The sequence below is a fragment of the Dehalococcoides mccartyi CG5 genome (genome assembly GCF_000830885.1).
GTDB classification, from domain to species: Bacteria; Chloroflexota; Dehalococcoidia; order Dehalococcoidales; family Dehalococcoidaceae; genus Dehalococcoides; species Dehalococcoides mccartyi_B.
Window position 1 is genome coordinate 254,614 of the sequence record NZ_CP006951.1, and the last position, 18,743, is coordinate 273,356.

Genomic DNA, 18,743 nt, shown 5'->3' on the forward strand with positions numbered 1-18,743 from the left:
TTATAAACCACCGAATCGTCTCTGCCTCTGGTTAAAAGCAGAGATAGCCCGGTCAATTTCTTTCTCGCCAAAGTCTGGCCACATTACTTCCGAAAAATACAGCTCGCTGTAGGCAGATTGCCACAGGAGAAAATTGGAAAGCCGTATTTCGCCGCCGGTGCGGATAATCAGGCCTGCTTCAGGTATGCCTGTGGTAAACAGGTATCCAGCAAAAAGCTCTTCGCTTATTTTATCAGGTTCTATCCCGTCTTTAACCAGCTTTTTTACCGCCTGAATAATTTCATCACGCCCGCCGTAGTCAAAAGCCAGCGAGAGGGTCAGGCCGGTATTTTGGCTGGTTTCGGAGAGTAAACTCTCCAGTTTATGCTTGAGCATAGCGGGCAGTTTATCCAGATGCCCCAGATGCCGCAAACGGATGTTATTTCCCGCAAGCTCCGGGATATAAGATGACATAACATCATTTATCAGGCCGAAAAGGCCTTTTATTTCAGCATCGGGGCGTTTCCAGTTTTCAGTGGAAAAACTGTAGAGGGTGACATATTTGACCCCCAGCGAACTCAGGTGGCGGATAACCCGTCTGGCGTTTTCCAGACCGGCTTTGTGCCCTTCTAAACGGCTAAGGCCGCGGCGTTCTGCCCAGCGGCCGTTTCCATCCATTATTATGGCTATGTGGTCAGGGGGAGTATTATTTATTGTAGCTGTTGTGTCCAAGATAAAAACCTCTACCGCAACAGGAGGTTGCCGGACTATCCAGAGTTTGCCGGGGAATGAGGGGCTAAACTTGCCTCAGTTCAGCTTCTTTATCTGCCCCAAGCTTGTCAGCCTTGGCAATAAAGTTATCCGTAATCTTCTGGAGCTGGTCAGAGCCGCGTTTCAGGTCGTCCTGGGAGATTTCCTTGGCCTTTTCCAGTTTCTTCATTTCATCCATAGCATCACGGCGGACATTTCTCATGGCTATTTTGTCTTCTTCCAGCCGCTTGTTGACTATTTTAATCATTTCCTGGCGGCGTTCTTCAGACAGGGGGGGGATATTCAGACGGATAATATTGCCGTCATTATTGGGCATAAGACCCAAATCAGATTTCATAATAGCTTTCTCAATGGCCGAAAGGCAGCTTCTGTCCCAAGGTTGGATAGTAATATAACGGGGATCAGGGGCAGATATATTAGCCAGATGATTGATGGGAGTGGGTACGCCTGCGTATTCTACCCGGATATGCTCAACCAAGGCCGGTGATGAACGCCCGGTACGGATACCTGACAGTTCCTGTAGAAGAACATCAAGTGAAGCAGACATCTTTTTTTCAGATTTTTGTAAAATTTCGTTTATCATTTTAACTCTCGCTGGATATTAATGTACCTATCGGCTGACCGGATATGGCGCTCACCAGGCTTTCGGAGGACTGAAGGTCAAACACAATAATCGGCAATTTATTATCCAGACAAAGTGAAAGGGCCGTTGCATCCATAACCTGGAGGCGCTTGTTTATAGCTTCCATATAAGTAAGGTGCTGGAAAAGGGTGGCTTCGGGGTGTTTCTGAGGGTCAGCGGTGTAAACCCCGTCCACTTTATTTTTGGCCATAAGAAGCACACTGGCTTCTATTTCTATGGCACGTAAAGCGGCAGCCGTGTCGGTGGTCATGTAAGGATTGCCGGTGCCTCCGGCAAATATGACTACCCGTCCTTTTTCCAGATGTCGGACAGCCCGCCGGCGGATATATGGTTCGGCTACCTGCTGGACGGAAAGAGCGGATTGGGTGCGGGTTACGATACCCTCACGTTCCAAGGCGTCCTGCAGGGTAATGGCATTTATAATGGTGGCCAGCATACCTGCATAATCAGCTGAAACCCGGTCAATTCCTTCTTTGGCAGCGGTTGCCCCCCGCCAAATATTGCCGCCCCCTACCACAATAGCCACTTCAACGCCCATAAGGCAGATATGCTTAATCTCTTGGGCAATGTTTCTTACGGTAGGGATATCAATACCGTATCCGGTGGCTCCTTTGAAAGCCTCTCCACTGAGTTTTAACAGGATACGTTTATATTTTATTTCAGCCATAAAAAATACCGGTACTAGCCTCCAAGCTCAAATCGGGCAAACCGCTTCAGGCGGATATTTTCTCCAACCTTGGCAACAGTTTCAATAATGAGACCGTTGATAGTTTTGGAGGGGTCTTTGATGTAAGGCTGAAGCAGCAGGCAAGCGTTTTCAGCTTCAACTTCACATTCGGCCGGGCGGTCTTCTTCAGACAGGTAAAGCGGGCACATAGCCGCTACCTGCATGGCCAGATTGTGGGCCAGTTCCTTAAAGGCGTCAGTGCGGGCAACGAAGTCGGTTTCGCAGTTAAGCTCAACCAGTGCACCAATCCGTCCCTGGGTGTGTATATAGGATTCCACTATACCCTGGACAGTTTCGCGTTCAGCCTTCTTGGCGGCTTTTACCAGGCCTTTCTCCCGGAGAATCTCCTGGGCTTTTTCAACATTGCCATTTGCATCCACCAGAGCGTTGCGGCATTCCATAACACCTGCGCCGCATTTCTCGCGGAGTTCTTTTATCTGTTCAGCATTGATAGCCAATTTATTAACTCCAGTGTTTATTATTTAACCGGCAGTTTCGGCCTGAGCTTCACCGGTGGTTTCAACTTCGGTAACCTTCATGGCATTCTGGGCTTCTATCACGGCATCAGCCATTTTAGAGCAAATCAGTTTGATAGCCCGCATAGCATCATCGTTAGAAGGAACGGGATAGTCAACTTCGTCAGGGTTGCAGTTGGTATCAACCATAGCTACCAGAGGAACACCCATGCGTTTGGCTTCAGCCATGGCAATCTTTTCCTTGATAGGGTCTACTACAAAGATGACATCCGGCAGGCGGGTCATTTCCTTGAAGCCGCCCATAGTGCGGTTCAGACGGGCAATTTCCTCACCCAGTTTCTGAGCTTCTTTTTTGGGCAAACGGCTAAAATCACCCCTGGCCTGCTGGTCTTCCAGCCGTACCAGATAATCAATCCGTGACTGAATGGAGTGGAAATTGGTTAAAATACCACCTGTCCAGCGCTGATTGATAAAATACATGCCGCATCTCTTGGCTTCTTCAGCCAAAATTTCCTGGGCCTGTTTTTTGGTACCAACAAAAAGAACCTTACCGCCATCACTGACAACCTGGTTAATGTAATTGCAGGCTTTGTCCAGCATGACTACGGTCTTTTCAAGGTCAATAATGTGAATACCGTTGCGTTTGGTGAAGATATATTTCTTCATCCGCGGATGCCAGCGGCTGGTCTGGTGACCAAAATGTGCCCCGGCTTCCAGAAGCTCTTTAATGTTTGTAGTTGGCAAGCTCTATCCCCTCCTAGTTAGTTAAAAACCATTTAATAGCTATATTTACATGATGATAACACAGAAGTATAACACAAGCCTAATTAGCCAGCAACACCGTTTTCGGTGAAGGGACGGCTAAAAGCTACGCTTAATGTAATATATTTAATACAAAAACCAAATACAACGGCTATATTTCGTAGCTTCAAACTTCGCGCGCCCATTTTACGGCATTGGTAAATATTTTCAGCCCGTCGCCTTCTTTTTTCAGACCTTCCCCTGTCCAGCGCGGGTGCTGACTGCCCCGTACAAACCGCTCCGGGTGTGGCATCAGGGCAAATATCCGCCCGCTTTCGTCTGCAATGCCGGCAATATCCATCAGGGTACCGGCCGGGTTTGCCGGGTAGGGGGCGTTGCGTTTACCGTCTTTGTCGGTGTAATAAACTGCTGAATTCAGTTTATTTATTACCTCCGGGCTGCCAAGCAGTTTGCCTTCGCCGTGGGCTACCGGCAAATACAGCCGGTCTAGGCCTTGGGTAAATACACAGGTGGAAAAGGGGTTTACCGAAAGGTAAGTCCAGCGGCATTCAAAGCGGCCGGAGTTGTTGTCTGTAAGGGTTATTTTTTGGCCATCTTTCATAGGGCCCGGCAGTATGCCGGTTTTTACCAGTGTCTGAAAGCCGTTGCAGATACCGATAATAAGCCCGCCGCTTTCGTGAAAACGGCTTATTTTTTCACCCAGTTTTAGGCGTACTTCATTAGCCAGTACCCGTCCTGCTCCCAGGTCATCACCGTAACCGAAGCCGCCGGGGAATGCCATTATCTGAAATTCGGATAAAAGCGAGGGCTTGGCCAATAGTTCATTTATGTGCACCAGCTCTGTTTCAGAGCCCGCCAGTTCAAAAGCATAAGATGTCTCAACATCACAGTTAGTACCGGGTGTGCGAAGTATCATGGTTTTTACTTTACTCATTTTTACCTACCAACGCATCGGCCTTTGCCAGGCCTCTTTCAGTTCACTAACCGGGGTGTTTAAAAGAATTTCTTTGCCATCTCGTCCGGTTATTTCCAAGCTTGGTTCAGACATAACCTCACCAACCAGCCCGAAATCACACCCTGACATTAGCTTTTCAAATTCAGCTTGATGTTTGGGGGCAACCTCTACTAGAAAACGGCTGTTGGACTCTGAGAAGAGGATGTAATCTTCCCGGTCTATCTTTTCAGCCAGAGGAACGTCTGCCAGATGGATGTGCGCACCCAGCTTGCCGCTGAAGGCCATTTCGGCTGCGGCCACTCCCAGTCCCCCTTCGGACAGGTCATGGCAGGCGGCAACCAGCCCTCTGGCGGTAGCGCAAGATAGAGCTTGCATGTTTTCTTTGGCACGCTTGGCATTGACTGCGGGGGCGCGGTTGCCAATGAAGCTGTGGTTCTTGAAGTAATGCGAACCGCCCAGTTCTTCGGCAGTTTTACCCACAATATAAATAAGGTTTCCGGCTTTTTTAAAATCCATACTTATGGCCTTGTCGCCATCTTCCATTACCCCTATGGCTGAAATAAGCAAGGTATGGGGAATGGTAATCAGTTTATCTTCATAACGGAATTCGTTGTTAAGGCTGTCTTTGCCTGAAATAAAGGGTGTTCCAAAAACCAGAGACAGGTCATGGCAGGCCTGGCAGGCACGCACCAGATCCCCCAAGCTTTCGGGGCGGCTGGCGTTGCCCCAGCTGAAGTTATCCAGCAGGGCTACCCGTTCCAGATTGCCGCCCACAGCAATAATCTGCCGTAAGGCTTCGTCTATGGCTGAAGCGGCCATATTGTAGGCGTCTACATCAGCATAGCTGGGGTTAATACCGTTTGAAATTACCACCGCTTTCTTTGAGCCAAGTACCGGGCGGATAACGGCGGCGTCACCCGGTCCGTCATTTTCAGCCCCCACCATGGCTTTCAGGACGCTTCCGCCCTGAACCTCATGGTCATACTGGCGGATTATCCACTCACGGCTACATACATTCCAGTGGGAAAGTATGTTTTTAAGTTCAGTTTCAAAATCTTTCGGGCAGTCAAAATCTGCTTCGGGGTGGCGGGTTTTATGGTGAGTTGCCCTTAGTTCCAGTTGAGGTCGCCCGTTATGCAGGAAGTTCATTTGAAGGTCGGCCACTTGATGGTCCTGATAGAAAAGTTTAAGGTGGCGGTCGGATGTAAATTCACCTATAACCGAAGCCTCTACCCCTTCGCTTTCAAACAGGGCTAAAATTTCCCCGAGTTTTTCTTTATTTACAGCCAGAAGCATGCGTTCCTGGCTTTCAGATATCCATATTTCAGAGTAGGTCAGGCCGGAGTATTTCAAGGGGACTTTATCCAGATAGATTTTTACTCCGGTAGATTCGGCCATTTCGCCTACCGCAGAGCTTAAGCCCCCGCCGCCGCAGTCCGTAATGCGGACAAACAGCTCACGGTCGCGGGCTTGAAGCAAAGTGTCCAGCATCCGTTTTTCTACAATGGCGTTGCCTATCTGGACAGCCGTAAAAGACAGCTCGGTTGAGCGGTCATTCAGTTCACCGGAGGCAAAGGTAACCCCATGGATGCCGTCACGGCCGGTACGTCCGCCAATCAGTACCACCAGATCACCGGCGGACTGTTTGCCCGGCAGGGCATATTTCTTAGGTATAAGGCCTATGGTTCCGCAGTAAACCAGCGGGTTAGCGGTGTAGCGTTCATCAAAGAGCACCGCTCCGTTAACAGTGGGTATACCCATGCGGTTGCCGTAATCTGCCACACCTGAACGTACCCCTTTGAAAACGCGGCGGGGATGGAGTACCCCCGGAGGCAGTTTGTCTTCGGCCAAATCCGGCGGGCCGAAACAGAATACATCTGTATTAGCGATAGGTTTGGCGGCAAGTCCGGTACCCAGTATGTCACGGATTACCCCGCCAATTCCGGTAGCGGCACCGCCGTAAGGCTCAACCGCTGAAGGGTGGTTATGGGTTTCAGCTTTGAAGCAGACCCCCCATTCGTCATTAAACTCTATCACCCCGGAGTTATCTACAAAAACAGATAAACACCAGGGCTTGTTAAGCTCGGCGGTGGCTTTGGCTATAGTCTGCTTAAGCAGGTTATTTATAATCTGGCCGTCGTAATCCAGCATGGCTTTAAAGGTTTTATGGCAGCAGTGTTCGCTCCAGGTTTGGGCCAGAGTTTCCAGCTCAGCATCAGTGGGTGCCCGTCCCAGTTTCAGGTAATGCTCATAGATAACGGAAAGCTCCTGATGGCTTAAGCTGTATTCTTTGCCCAGTGACGCCATGTTATCCTTCAGTTTTTCGGCCAGCAGGTCAATTTTCTTAAGTTTAAACGTATACTCCGGGTTGGGAGGGAAGGGATTTGAACTGCTGGTAACCACGTGCTGGACAATGGGGTTTATAAGTAGCTTGTTGCCGATGGTTTTCAGTTCATCAGCTGAAATCTCGCCCTTAAGCAGGTAGCGTTTGGCTGTTCGGGCGGCAGTTATGCCTTTTATACCCAAATCCGAAATGGCTTTGAGTATGGTTTCCTGCACCGGGTCGGTCACTCCGGCGTTATAGGTAACTTCTATAGCCGAAAACCCGTCAGCTTCGGCTAGCGGACAGTTGGCATCGTATTTAAAGGTTTGGATTATTTGGTCTGAAAGAAGCTCCCCGGATATGGTCAGCACTTCACTGTCTGAAAGGTTTCCCTCCAGCCAGTAAACATCTATCACTCTTACTTCAGAAACTGAGGTTATACCAAGGTCTTGTATATCATGGCAAACACCGTTACCTTTGGGATCCGGCCACTCCGGTTTCAGGGAGACTTCTATTCTATGCACTTTTTACCAACCCCGCTGGGAAATAAGTTTATCGGGATCTATCTGTTTAATATCCAGACCGGGCATGGCATCACCCAGACCCTTAGATACCTCAGCCAGTATTTGGGCATCTTTATAGTGGGTCACAGCCTTTACTACTGCTTTGGCCATGGCCGAGGGGTTTGATGATTTAAATATACCTGAGCCCACAAATACCCCGTCAGCCCCCAGTTGCATCATCAAGGCCGCATCGGCCGGGGTAGCTACTCCGCCGGCGGCAAAGTTCACTACCGGCAGTTTGCCGGTCTTATGAAGTTCAAGCACCAATTCCAGAGGTGCATTTATCTCTTTGGCATAAGCGGACAATTCGTCAGGTGACATGGACTGTACCCTTCTGACAGAGCCCATAACGGAACGCATATGCCTTACCGCTTCCACAATGTTGCCGGTACCGGCTTCGCCTTTGGTGCGTATCATAGCCGCACCCTCGCCAATCCGCCTTAGGGCTTCGCCCAGATCACGGCAGCCGCAGACGAAGGGGACTTTAAAGTTATGTTTCCAGACGTGGAAATTTTCGTCAGCTGGGGTAAGCACTTCGGACTCGTCAATGTAGTCCACCCCCATGGATTCCAGTATTTGGGCTTCCACAAAATGGCCGATACGGCACTTGGCCATAACGGGTATGCTGACTACTTTCATAATCTGCTCGATAATAGTGGGGTCTGCCATGCGGGCTACCCCGCCGGCCGCTCTGATATCCGAAGGTACGCGTTCCAGTGCCATAACGGCACAGGCACCTGCTTCCTCTGCTATTTTAGCCTGTTCGGGGGTAGTTACATCCATAATTACCCCGCCCTTCAGCATTTGGGCCAGGCCAGATTTTACTTTGAAAGTACCGGTTTCCATATCTAATCTCCCCTGAGGGCGCTTTCCGCCCTGTCCTATTCGGCTATATTCTACTATTTATGCCCCTTTGGGGCAAACATAATCGCAATATTATTACTGCACTCACCTGTTAATAAGGTTTAGTCTTTGTGCTATACTTTTGTAATCAAAAGGCAAATTTTCAAGTAAAAACAGGGAGGATTTGGTGAATATTTTCAAAGCTATAATGGGTATGTGTGATACCTCGCCTTTAGCTGATGATGTCTGGAGTTTAATGGATAGCCAGATTGCTCTTGATTTAGCCAAAGTGCCGGCGCTGTCTGAAAAGGGCGGGGCAGGTTACATGGCGGGTAAGGGGCTTGCAAAACCGGTGCTGGTAGTCCGCGGTCAAGATAACAATCTTTATGCCTACGAAAATGCCTGTCCCCATGGCGGACGCAAAATTGACCCCATGCAGGGTGAAGCCAAACTCCGCTGCTGCAGTGTAAACCACTCTACTTTTGATTATAACGGCAAGGTTCTTTCCGGACCTGCCCAGCATAAGCACGAGCTAAGGCGTTTGCTGACCAGCCAAGCGGACGGCAAGCTTCTTATCAGTGTCTAATATTCAGGTTTAAAAAGGCTCTGCGGAACTGCTCTTGGTAGTGACGGAAATATCCGTTATGCTATACTATTGCCTGCGCCAGCGTGGCTCAGAGGTAGAGCAGCGGTTTCGTAAACCGCCGGTCGGAGGTTCGAATCCTCTCGCTGGCTCCATTCATTTTTGATGAGGTATGAAGCTAGAATGAGCAAATTTATAGACAGGCTTAAGAACGTATCCAAGGGCTATGTGCGCCCTATGGGTTTTAATGCAGTTGCCTCTGCTCCCCAGCCCAAAATGTTGCTGGCGGTGGAACTGGGCATTGAAGATTTGACTGCCAAAGAAGTATTTGGCGGGGCAGATGTAGTACTTCTTTCCACCGGCAAAACCGGTGCCAAAAAACTGAAAGAAGCCGCCGGTTTACTGGGAGATACCGTCTGGGGCGTAATGCTGGGTGATAAAGCCGATGAAGCTGAAAAGATGGCCAAGGCCGGTGCTGATTTTGTGGTTTTCAGCCCTGATGCCGAGGTATCGCCTTTAACCGCTCTTGAAAAGACCGGTAAAATAATCATGCTGGAAAATAATCTGACTGATTTTATGATAAGGGCGGCGGATTGTCTGTCAGTGGGGGCGGTTATTGTAGACGGCCAGCCGGATGTTTTGTCTCTCAGCTGGCGGAAGATTATGCTCTATCAGCGTTTTGCAGATATCCTGTCAAAACCCTTTTTGGTAAGGGTAAGTGCAAATATCAGTTTGCCGGAGCTTCAGGCACTCTGGGCTTTGGGTATAGATGGCGTACTGACAAATGGCAGTGAAGGCTTAAGCGGGCTTCGCACCATTATAGACGGGGCAGAGTGGGCGGCCAAACGCAAGCGCGGACATATGAGCGCCATTGTGCCTTCCATAAAAATGCCTGCTTCCGAATCAGTCTCCCCTGAAGAGCCCGAAGAACCTGACGAAGATGATGAAGAATAGCGCCCTGTTTTAAGGTTGGGTTTGAGCTAATAAAAAAGGCCGGTTTTAACCGGCCTTTTTGTTTTATACAGAATATTTTTACTGACACTTGGAGAGCTGGTAGCTTTTACCCTCGGTGGTAATAGCCGGAGCAATAACCATTTCAACCTGCTGCATTTCGCGGATATTGGAAGCACCGCAGACACCCATAGATGTCTTGAGGGCGCCCACCAGGTTTTGGGTTCCGTCAGTAACGGAAGTGGGGCCGAACAGAATCTGTTCCAAGCTCCCGGTAGTGCCCACCTTGATACGGGTACCTCTGGGTAGTGAGGGGTGAGGGTGAGACATGCCCCAGTGGTAACCCCGTCCGGGGGCTTCGGTAGCCTTGGCAAACGGTGAACCCAGCATGACGGCATCAGCACCTGCACAGATAGCCTTGCAGACATCACCGCCTTTTTTGAAGCCGCCATCGGTAATGATAGGCACATAACGGCCGGTTTCTTTATAGTAAGTTTCGCGGGCGGCGGCACAATCCATGCTGGCGGTAATCTGGGGAACGCCAATGCCCAAAACCTCACGTGAAGTGCAGGCGGCACCCGGGCCAACGCCTATTATTACGCCGTGAACGCCGGTACGCATAAGCTCAAGGCAGGCCTGATAGCTGACGCAGTTGCCTACCAGTACCGGGACTTTAATCATCTTTACAAATTCTTCAAAAACCAGCCCGTGGCTGCTCTTGGAGACGTGGCGGGCTGAAGTAACAGTGGAGGCTACAGATATAATATCCGCTCCGGCCTCAACTGCTACGGGGGCCAGCTTTTTGGCATTGGCAGGCATCAGGGAAACGGCACAGATGCCACCTTTGGCCTTTATTTCGCTTACCCGCTTGGAAATCAGGTGTTCCTTAATAGGCTCGGCAGTATAAACCTTCTGCATGAAGGAAGTTACTTCATCAATGGGCTTGGATATAATCTGGTCCAGAATTTCCTGAGGATTTTCATAACGGGTATAAATACCCTCCAGATGCAAGACGGACAAGCCGCCCATTTTGCTCATGGCAACAGCGGTATCCACATTGGTTACGGCGTCCATGGCAGAAGCAATAAACGGAATAGAGAAGTTAATGTCGCCGATTTTAAAATCAACTTCTACCTGTTCGGGGTTAACTGTTAACCCGCCGGGGACAATGGCTACCTCGTCAAAGCCGTAGGTACGCCTGAGGGTTTTAAATTCTGGTACTGTCATCTCAGCTCTCCTTACTATTAAACATGAACTATATCAGAGCCGGCAAAGTCAAGTCAAGGCAAGATATTCATTTCTATTATAACCCTGAGTCAGGTTGAAAAGTAGATAGTAATCTATGACGGGTTTTGTTTGTCAGTTGCTTTTTAGGGGAGTGATGCTTGATGCCGTATACCGAAATATTTGGTATTATTACTAATTGGGTGGGTTTGAACTTGGCAGCCAGTTTAGCCTTTGGGCTTATTCTGCTACAATAATAAGGTTATGGCTTTATATGTAGTAGCAACACCCATCGGCAACCTGGAGGATATCACCCTCCGGGCGCTTCGGTTGCTTTCCGAAGTAAAGCTGATTGCGGCTGAGGATACCCGCCACACCCGTAAACTGCTTTCTGCCCATAATATAAAAACGCCCCTGACCAGTTATTTTGAGCATAACCGCCTTTCAAAGCTGGATTATATACTAGAGGTTCTAAGGGAAGGGGATGTGGCTTTGGTCTCTGATGCCGGCATGCCCGGTATTTCAGACCCCGGTTATGAGCTTATCAAAGCCGCCCACGAAAACGGCATAAAGGTTGTGCCTGTACCGGGGGCTTCGGCGGTGATAACGGCGGTGGCGGTATCCGGGCTGGATTCCGGCAGTTTCAGCTATCTGGGTTTTTTGCCGCGCCAGAAAAGCGAACGCAGGAAAGCCCTTTCTGAGGTAGAGATGCTTGGGGCAAGCATTGTGATACTGGAAGCGCCCCACCGTTTGCAGGGTTGTTTACTTGACATAAAAGAAGTACTGGGAGACCGCCAGATATCTGTCTGCCGTGAACTTACCAAAATATACGAAGAAATATTTCGTGGCAGTATTAGCCAATCTATCAGCCATTTTAGCCAGCCAAGGGGTGAATTTGTGCTGGTGGTGGAGGGTAACAGGCAAATTCCGGCTCAGCCCGAACTGACAGGTGATATAATAAGTGAACTTGGGCTGTTAAAAAAACAGGGCAAGTCAGCCAAAGAGTCAGTGGCTCTGGTTAGCCAAAAAAACGGGCTTTCTAAAAAAGAAATCTATCGGGCTTGGCTTAAAATTGACAAGGCCTTATAATAGGTAAAATTTGCGAGGTGTTTCATGAGGAGAGGATGTATTTCACTGGGAGAGGTAGTTTGCACCGGTTGCAACAATACTGTTCCCTATCCTGAACGTTATCTGGCGGTAGATGAAGAAAACGGCAAAGAAGTAGATAAAGGAACTACCGTTCATTATTGCGTGGAATGTGCCCTGAAGAAAGGGTATGCCAGCTACAAAGAAGAAAAAGGCGAGAGAATTCTAACCTTTCTGCCCTGAGGATATAAATGAGCGAACGAATATTTATTGGTGTGGCTTGGCCTTACGCCAACAGCCAGTTGCATCTGGGGCATGTTGCCGGCGCTTATCTGCCGGCAGATATTTTTGCCCGTTATCACCGCACCCGTGGTGACGAAGTGCTTATGGTATCCGGTTCGGATATGCACGGTACTCCCATTACCATCAGGGCGGAACAGGAAGGCATCACTGCGGCCGAAGTGGCTGAGCGTTACCACCAGCGGTTTATGGCCTCGTGGCCGAAGCTGGGCATAAGCTGGGATTTTTATACTTCAACTGCCACTGCCAACCATGCCCGAACCGCTCAGGAAATGTTCCTTAGCTTGTACGAAAAAGGTTATATTTATAAAAATACGGTTTGCCAGCCGTTTTGCTCACACTGCAACCGTTTTTTGCCTGACCGCTATGTGGAGGGGACTTGCCCCCACTGCAAATATGAAGGTGCCCGCGGTGACCAGTGTGACAACTGCGGCAAACCCTTAAATGCGGCCGAGCTTTTGAATTTCCGCTGTAAAAACTGCGGCAATCCACCTGAATTCCGGGAGACTGAACACTTCTTCCTGAAACTATCGGCATTTGAAGAAGAACTTATCCGCTGGGTGGAGACCAAAACCCACTGGCGTACCAATGTATTAAATTTTACCCTGCGTTATTTGAAAGAAGGTCTGAAAGACCGGGCTATTACCCGTGATTTGGACTGGGGCGTGCCTTTACCCCTGCCGGGTTACGAAGGCAAGCGCCTGTATGTTTGGTTTGAGGCTGTCATCGGCTACCTGTCCGCCAGTAAAGAATGGGCGGCTTCCAAAGGCCAGCCTAATGCATGGCAGAAGTACTGGGGCGTAGATACCAAGAGCTATTACTTTATAGGCAAGGACAATATCCCGTTCCATACCATTATATGGCCGGCTATGCTGATGGGCAAGGGCGGGCTGAATCTGCCGTATGATGTGCCTTCAAACGAATACCTGACTACCGAGTCACAGAAATTTTCCAAGAGCCGCAATAATGCCATCTGGGTGGATGATGTACTTTCCCGTTACGGCGTGGACACATTGCGTTATCTGCTTTCGGCCAATATGCCCGAAAGTTCGGATACGGATTTCTCGTGGAGGGAATTTGTCCGCCGCAACAATGATGAGCTGGTAGCCACTTACGGCAATCTGGCTCAGCGTGTTTTGACCATGGTCTGCCGCAATTATGACAATAAAGTGCCGGAATACGGCGAGCTGGATGAACGTTCCCTTACGCTTATTGAAAAAACTGCCGCTATGCTTTGTGAAACTGATAAAGCCCTGTATAACTGTAATTTCCGCGAGGCAATAAGGCTGGCTATGGCACTGGCTCAGGAGGCAAACCGCTATCTGGATGAAAAGGCCCCCTGGAAAGAAATAAAGGTGGACAAAGCCGCCGCTGCCCGCAGTTTATACGTGGCCATGGTGGCACTTTCCGGCCTTCGGGTGGCTTTCTACCCGTTCTTGCCGGAGAGTTCGGGACGCCTAAGCACTTATCTTGGTTTCGGGTCTGAATTGGAAAAAGAAGGCTGGATACTTAAAATGCCGGTGGTCGGGCAGGAACTGACCCCGCCGGAGCCGCTTTTCAAGAAGCTGGAAGATTCGGTTGTGGAAGAAGAGACTGCCCGTATGGGGCTTTAGTATTTACCAGGAGGCATGGTTTTGTTGAAACTTAGCTCTATCTACGCACCTATAAACGAAGGCCTCAAAGGGGTTGAGGACGAATTTAAACTGGTATCCGAAAGCCGCAAGAAGTCTTTTCCCGAAATGGCGGAAATGCTGGACTATATTCTAGTAGGGGGCAAGGTGCTCAGACCGGCGCTTTCCATGCTGTCTGCCATGTGCTTCGGTGCCGGCATAAAAAAAGTATTGCCGTTGGCTACATCTTCCGAAATGCTTCACATAGCAACACTGGTGCATGATGACGCTATTGACAAGGCTGATACCCGCCGCGGACGCCGGACAGTTAACGCTGTCTGGGGGCTGGAGAAGGCTATACTTTTAGGAGATTTCCTGTTTGCCCATGCCGCCGAAACAGCGGCTGAAACCGGCAATATGGGTATAGTCACCCTGTTTTCCCAAACCCTGCAGATAATTGCCTCCGGAGAGCTTAAACAGGCTTATGCCAGTTTTAACCCTGACCAGAGCTATGAAAACTATCTGGAAAGAATATCCGGCAAGACGGCTGCCCTTTTTGTAATGGCTACTAAGGGCGGGGCTATACTGGCGGATGCCTCACCGTCTGACGAAGAGATAATGCGTTCTTACGGCTATAATCTGGGCTTAAGTTTCCAGATAGTAGATGATATACTGGATTTTGTGGGTAATGCCAAGGATATGGGCAAACCGATAGGTTCAGACCTGAATAACGGCACAGTTACTTTGCCGGCCCTGCTCCTGATGGATCGTTATCCGGATAATAACCCCATCAAGGATATGCTTAATGCTACTGACCGTATCCCTCATGTTGCCAAAGCAGTTGAGATGATAAATTCATCAGATATCATAGACCTTAGTTATAAAGAGGCTAAACGCTATGCTGATTTGGCCTGCCGAAATTTGTCACAGCTGCCTAAAACGGCTGCCCGCGAATCTCTCTACCAGCTGGCCGAATTTATAGTTGAACGTAAAAACTGACGAGGAGACTCAAGATGAAATTGCTTGTAAATATTCTAGCCCTTATTCTGGTTGTCTTTGTCCTTACCCATTTGCGTGAAATCTGGAATTGGCTGAAGGTATTTTTAAACGTAAAAACTGACAAGGAGACTCAAGATGAAATTAATGGGTTGTCTGGGAAGTATTCTAGCCCTTATTGTGATTATCTTTGTCCTAACCCACCTGGGTGAAATCTGGGATTGGCTGGAAGGCATTTTTGCCTGACGGGCGGGTATTCTTTTATAGACGTAATTTTATAGATGCAAACAAAAAAGCCACCTTTTCAGGGGTGGCTTTTTGATTAGGGCAATATTGATTTAAGTAGATTCAGCTATTGGAAGTTCACCTGTAAACAGGCTTTCCAGCTCAACCCCTTCCAGAGTTTCTTTTTCTACCAGTTTTTCGGCAATGAACTTCAGACGGTTTTTATTTTCGGTCAGTATTTTCCTAGCTTTCTGGTGGGCTTCTTCAATCAACCCATGAACCTCATCGTCAATCATGTCAGCTATTTTCTCGCCGTAATCTTTTTGCTCGGATATTTCGCGTCCCAAAAAGACCATTTCTTCTTTGTTGCCAAAGGTGCGCGGCCCCAGTTTGTCACTCATACCGTAGCTGGTGACCATTTTGTGGGCAATATCGGTAGCCCGTCGCAGGTCATCTGAAGCACCGGTGGAGAGTTCTTTAAAGGTCAGTTCTTCTGCAACATAGCCGGCTAGAAGCCCGGCCATCATGCCCTTGAACTGGGAACGGGTCATCAGGTAGCGGTCTTCAGTGGGCAACTGGCGGGTATGCCCCAGCGTCATGCCTCTGGCCACAATTGATATCTTGTGGACGGGGTCAGCACCCTGCACCAACCGAAGTACCAGCCCGTGTCCGGTTTCGTGGTAAGCGGTTACTTCTTTTTCCTGGGTGCTTATGCGGCGGCTCTTGCGTTCAGGCCCTGCAATAACCCGGTCAATAGATTCCTCAAGGTCTTCGGTTTCAATTACCTTGCGGTTTTTACGGGCGGCCAGTATGGCGGCTTCGTTAAGAAGGTTTGCCAAATCTGCACCTGAAAAACCGACTGTCTGCTTGCCCAAATTTTCCAGGTTAACCGTATCTGCCAGAGGTTTGCCCTTGGCATGGATTTTTAGTATGGCTTCACGTCCGGTTATATCCGGCTTGTCCAGCACTACTCTGCGGTCAAAACGGCCGGGACGGAGCAGGGCCGGGTCAAGTATATCAGGACGGTTGGTTGCCGCCACTACTATTACACTGGTATCGGTATCAAACCCGTCCATCTCCACCAGTATCTGGTTAAGGGTCTGTTCCCGTTCGTCATGTCCGCCGCCCAAGCCTGCGCCGCGCTGGCGTCCGACAGCATCTATTTCGTCTATGAAGATAATGCAGGGGGCATTCTTTTTAGCCTGATCAAACAAATCACGTACTCTTGAAGCACCTACACCCACAAACATTTCTACAAATTCACTGCCGCTTATAGAGAAGAAGGGTACGCCTGCTTCTCCGGCAATAGCCTTGGCCAGCAGGGTTTTACCTGTACCGGGAGGTCCTATCAGCAAAATACCCTTGGGAATGCGGGCACCCAGTGCCTGAAACTTCTCACGGGATTTCAGGAATTCAACAACTTCGCCTACTTCCTGTTTGGCTTCATCTACCCCGGCCACATTGGCAAAGGTGATGGTGGGCTTGTCCATATTGAAGAGTTTGGCCTTGGACCGGCCGAATGAAACAGCCTGATTGTTGGCGCCCCTTGCCTGGGTGAAGATGAAGATAAGCAGACCGCCGAATATCAGGAAGGGCAGATAGGTAAGAATCATAGTGCCCCAGTCCAGCCCGCCCGCCGGCTGGATATTTACCTTGACATCAGTCAGGTCCAGACCTTCAATGTCGTAAATACTGGCAATGTATTCCTTTACGGTGGACAGTTTTGTGCCGTCAGTGGTAGTTACCTCTATGGTTTCGCTGTCAACTGTAATTTCGGCAATCTTGTGTTCCTGAGACAGGGTTATTATCTGGCTCAGAGGCACTTCCTCCGGTTTCTGGGCATTCGGCACCAGAAACGAAAAGATTGCTATGATAGCCACCAGCATCACGACATAAATAATGGTGCTGCGTTTCCAATTTGAATTCATTTGGTACCTCAAAATTTCATGTAATAAGGGACATATTAAGTAAATTATAGCATATAAGGATTTTGGCGTCTTTAGGCCAGAGAGAAGTAGGTCTCTTTCAGGAGCAGGGCATCTTCTTCTATATTAGGGCTTTCACATATTACCAGCCCTGCACAGCCCCTGTCTCTCAGAGCCAGCAGCAATTCTTTGTAATTGAAATCTGAATCAGCCAGATTCAGGTGCTGTTTTTCCCCTCTGGGAGAGTAGTCTATGCCCGAAACGTGTATATGCATATTTAGAACTGCGTTTTCACCCAGATAGTCAACCATGGTACTTAACATAAAGCTGAACTCTGAATAGGAGTTGTATTTACCGGTACGGGCATGATAGTGGGAAAAATCTATAGTCGGCAATAGGCCGGGTATTTCACTGCACAGTGCCATAGTCTCTTTCAGGTCTCCGAACTGGGTCACCTTACCGCTTACCTCGGGTCGAAGGGTTATATCAAAGCCTTCTTCCTGAAGACGGCTGGCAACAGGGCGGATATTATCCCGTATGGATTCGTAGGCAGCAGAAGGCGAGTCTGTCAGGTAAAAACCGGGGTGAAATACCAGTGACCCTGCCCCGCAGAGGTGAGCCATTTTGGCAGACTGGTAAAGCAGGTGCTGGCTCATTTTGACTTTATTTTCTTCAACTGCATTAAAGTTCAGATAGTACGGGGCATGGGCAGACAGTTTTATACGCAGAAGATCCGAAAGGATTCTGACCGGGTTGGTATCCGGGGCTTTCATATATACCCCGCGGACAAATTCTATTTCCATGCCGTCCAGCCCCAGTTCCGCCACCCTGTGAATTCCATTCTGGGTGGTGTGTTTGGGGGTGGAGTAGGGAATGCCGGCGGTGCCGAAAAGTAAACCTGCCATAGAGGTTAAGTATATCAGATATGTCCGGTATTTAAAAAACCGCAGGCCTGTTTTGCCCGTATTACAGACCTCAAAGGGTTGTATGCTATACTTAAAACAGATTTTTGGGGAGGATACACTTGGAATCAATAGATATTGCCCGGCAGATGGTAAGCATGGCCAGTGAGAAACAGGCTGAAGATATAGTCCTTCTGGACGTCAGGGAACTGGTTAGTTACTGTGATTATTTTGTGCTGATGAGCGGTGCTTCAGGCCGCCAGCTTTCGGCTATTGCAGATGTAGTTGAAAAGACCTTGAAACCCCTTAAAATAGGCCCGCGCCACCGTGAAGGTGACGCGGATTCAGGCTGGATACTTCTTGATTTCGGCGGAGTGATTGCCCATATATTCACTCCCGAAATACGCAGTTACTACAAGCTGGACCGTCTCTGGGAGAATGCCCCCAAACTGGTTGCTATACAGTAACTAACGGCGGTCGTAGTTTACCAGTTCGCTTTCGCTGAAAAACAGGCTTATTTCATGTTTGGCATTTTCAGCTGAGTCTGAGCCGTGAACAGTATTCTGCTCTATGTTTATACCCAAATCTCCCCTTACAGTACCCTTTTCAGACTTGGCAGGGTCAGTAGCACCCATAGCTTTGCGCATTTTTTCAACGGCATTTTCGCCCTCAAAAACAGCGGCTGTAATAGGGCCGGAGGTGATGTAAGTGACTAAATCCTTGAAGAAGGGGCGTGCCCGATGGGGGGCATAGTGTTTGTCAGCCAGAACAGCATCCATCTGGAGCATCCGCAGTCCGATTAGTTTTAATCCCAGTTTTTCCATTCTGCCCAGAATTTCACCGGACAGACCGCGGTTAACGCCGTCAGGCTTAACCAGTAAAAGTGTTCTTTCCATATT

The 18,743-nt window shown here is 49.0% G+C and carries 19 protein-coding genes and 1 tRNA gene; 8 read left to right on the forward strand and 12 right to left on the reverse strand.

Going from position 1 to position 18,743, the window contains the following annotated elements:
- The 8 genes from X794_RS01250 to pdxS all read right to left on the reverse strand — a co-directional run bounded on the left by X794_RS01250 (position 1) and on the right by pdxS (position 8,045).
- Positions 1–711, reverse strand: coding sequence for an isoprenyl transferase (locus X794_RS01250; RefSeq protein WP_012984161.1), 711 nt, complete (start codon positions 709–711; stop codon positions 1–3).
- A 64-nt stretch (positions 712–775) separates the two neighbouring features.
- The gene (frr, locus tag X794_RS01255) at positions 776–1,333 is read right to left on the reverse strand and encodes a ribosome recycling factor (RefSeq protein WP_011308899.1); all 558 of its coding nucleotides are present in this window, start codon (positions 1,331–1,333) and stop codon (positions 776–778) included.
- A 1-nt stretch (position 1,334) separates the two neighbouring features.
- Complete coding sequence (gene pyrH / locus X794_RS01260; RefSeq protein WP_011308900.1) at positions 1,335–2,060, reverse strand: UMP kinase; 726 nt, start codon at positions 2,058–2,060, stop codon at positions 1,335–1,337.
- 14 nt (positions 2,061–2,074) lie between these two features.
- Positions 2,075–2,578 carry a translation elongation factor Ts gene (tsf, locus tag X794_RS01265; protein WP_011308901.1) on the reverse strand — a complete coding sequence of 168 codons (504 nt, stop codon included), beginning with the start codon at positions 2,576–2,578 and terminating at the stop codon, positions 2,075–2,077.
- A 24-nt stretch (positions 2,579–2,602) separates the two neighbouring features.
- Positions 2,603–3,340: a 30S ribosomal protein S2 gene (gene rpsB, locus X794_RS01270; RefSeq protein WP_011308902.1), complete on the reverse strand. Its 738-nt coding sequence runs from the start codon at positions 3,338–3,340 to the stop codon at positions 2,603–2,605.
- Positions 3,341–3,524: 184 nt separating this feature from the next.
- The gene (purQ, locus tag X794_RS01275; RefSeq protein WP_034376734.1) at positions 3,525–4,292 is read right to left on the reverse strand and encodes a phosphoribosylformylglycinamidine synthase I; all 768 of its coding nucleotides are present in this window, start codon (positions 4,290–4,292) and stop codon (positions 3,525–3,527) included.
- Positions 4,293–4,298: 6 nt separating this feature from the next.
- The gene (gene purL, locus X794_RS01280) at positions 4,299–7,160 is read right to left on the reverse strand and encodes a phosphoribosylformylglycinamidine synthase subunit PurL (protein WP_034376732.1); all 2,862 of its coding nucleotides are present in this window, start codon (positions 7,158–7,160) and stop codon (positions 4,299–4,301) included.
- Between the two features lie 3 nt (positions 7,161–7,163).
- On the reverse strand, positions 7,164–8,045 hold the full coding sequence (gene pdxS / locus X794_RS01285; protein WP_034376730.1) for a pyridoxal 5'-phosphate synthase lyase subunit PdxS: 882 nt from the start codon (positions 8,043–8,045) through the stop codon (positions 7,164–7,166).
- Between the two features lie 184 nt (positions 8,046–8,229).
- On the opposite strand from pdxS, the gene X794_RS01290 reads away from it, so the two are divergent.
- The 3 genes from X794_RS01290 to X794_RS01300 all read left to right on the forward strand — a co-directional run bounded on the left by X794_RS01290 (position 8,230) and on the right by X794_RS01300 (position 9,579).
- The gene (locus tag X794_RS01290; RefSeq protein WP_011928812.1) at positions 8,230–8,628 is read left to right on the forward strand and encodes a ubiquinol-cytochrome c reductase iron-sulfur subunit; all 399 of its coding nucleotides are present in this window, start codon (positions 8,230–8,232) and stop codon (positions 8,626–8,628) included.
- A 77-nt stretch (positions 8,629–8,705) separates the two neighbouring features.
- Positions 8,706–8,780 (forward strand) — tRNA-Thr (locus tag X794_RS01295).
- 28 nt (positions 8,781–8,808) lie between these two features.
- Entirely contained in the window at positions 8,809–9,579 is a 771-nt protein-coding gene (locus tag X794_RS01300; protein ID WP_034376729.1) for a hypothetical protein, read from the forward strand.
- A gap of 78 nt (positions 9,580–9,657) precedes the next feature.
- Here X794_RS01300 and X794_RS01305 read toward each other — a convergent pair whose 3' ends face one another.
- On the reverse strand, positions 9,658–10,803 hold the full coding sequence (locus X794_RS01305) for a GuaB3 family IMP dehydrogenase-related protein (RefSeq protein ID WP_015406932.1): 1,146 nt from the start codon (positions 10,801–10,803) through the stop codon (positions 9,658–9,660).
- Positions 10,804–11,064: 261 nt separating this feature from the next.
- On the opposite strand from X794_RS01305, the gene rsmI reads away from it, so the two are divergent.
- From rsmI to X794_RS01325, 4 genes are read left to right on the forward strand one after another with little or no spacing between them, the layout of a single operon-like run.
- Positions 11,065–11,889 carry a 16S rRNA (cytidine(1402)-2'-O)-methyltransferase gene (gene rsmI, locus X794_RS01310; RefSeq protein WP_011928813.1) on the forward strand — a complete coding sequence of 275 codons (825 nt, stop codon included), beginning with the start codon at positions 11,065–11,067 and terminating at the stop codon, positions 11,887–11,889.
- Positions 11,890–11,913: 24 nt separating this feature from the next.
- The gene (locus tag X794_RS01315) at positions 11,914–12,129 is read left to right on the forward strand and encodes a hypothetical protein (RefSeq protein WP_011308910.1); all 216 of its coding nucleotides are present in this window, start codon (positions 11,914–11,916) and stop codon (positions 12,127–12,129) included.
- Between the two features lie 8 nt (positions 12,130–12,137).
- Complete coding sequence (gene metG, locus X794_RS01320) at positions 12,138–13,799, forward strand: methionine--tRNA ligase (RefSeq protein WP_011928814.1); 1,662 nt, start codon at positions 12,138–12,140, stop codon at positions 13,797–13,799.
- A gap of 15 nt (positions 13,800–13,814) precedes the next feature.
- Positions 13,815–14,795 (forward strand): polyprenyl synthetase family protein, encoded by a 981-nt coding sequence (locus X794_RS01325; RefSeq protein ID WP_226988256.1) that lies wholly within the window; start codon positions 13,815–13,817, stop codon positions 14,793–14,795.
- 335 nt (positions 14,796–15,130) lie between these two features.
- Here X794_RS01325 and ftsH read toward each other — a convergent pair whose 3' ends face one another.
- Both ftsH and X794_RS01335 read right to left on the reverse strand, forming a co-directional pair.
- Positions 15,131–16,945: an ATP-dependent zinc metalloprotease FtsH gene (gene ftsH, locus X794_RS01330; protein ID WP_012984168.1), complete on the reverse strand. Its 1,815-nt coding sequence runs from the start codon at positions 16,943–16,945 to the stop codon at positions 15,131–15,133.
- A gap of 71 nt (positions 16,946–17,016) precedes the next feature.
- Positions 17,017–17,847, reverse strand: a complete 831-nt coding sequence (locus X794_RS01335) for a TIM barrel protein (RefSeq protein WP_034376728.1) — start codon at positions 17,845–17,847, stop codon at positions 17,017–17,019.
- Positions 17,848–17,966: 119 nt separating this feature from the next.
- On the opposite strand from X794_RS01335, the gene rsfS reads away from it, so the two are divergent.
- Entirely contained in the window at positions 17,967–18,311 is a 345-nt protein-coding gene (gene rsfS, locus X794_RS01340) for a ribosome silencing factor (protein WP_011308915.1), read from the forward strand.
- On the opposite strand, the gene ndk is transcribed toward rsfS, so the two are convergent.
- Positions 18,312–18,740, reverse strand: a complete 429-nt coding sequence (ndk, locus tag X794_RS01345) for a nucleoside-diphosphate kinase (RefSeq protein WP_011308916.1) — start codon at positions 18,738–18,740, stop codon at positions 18,312–18,314.
- Positions 18,741–18,743: the final 3 nt, after the last annotated feature.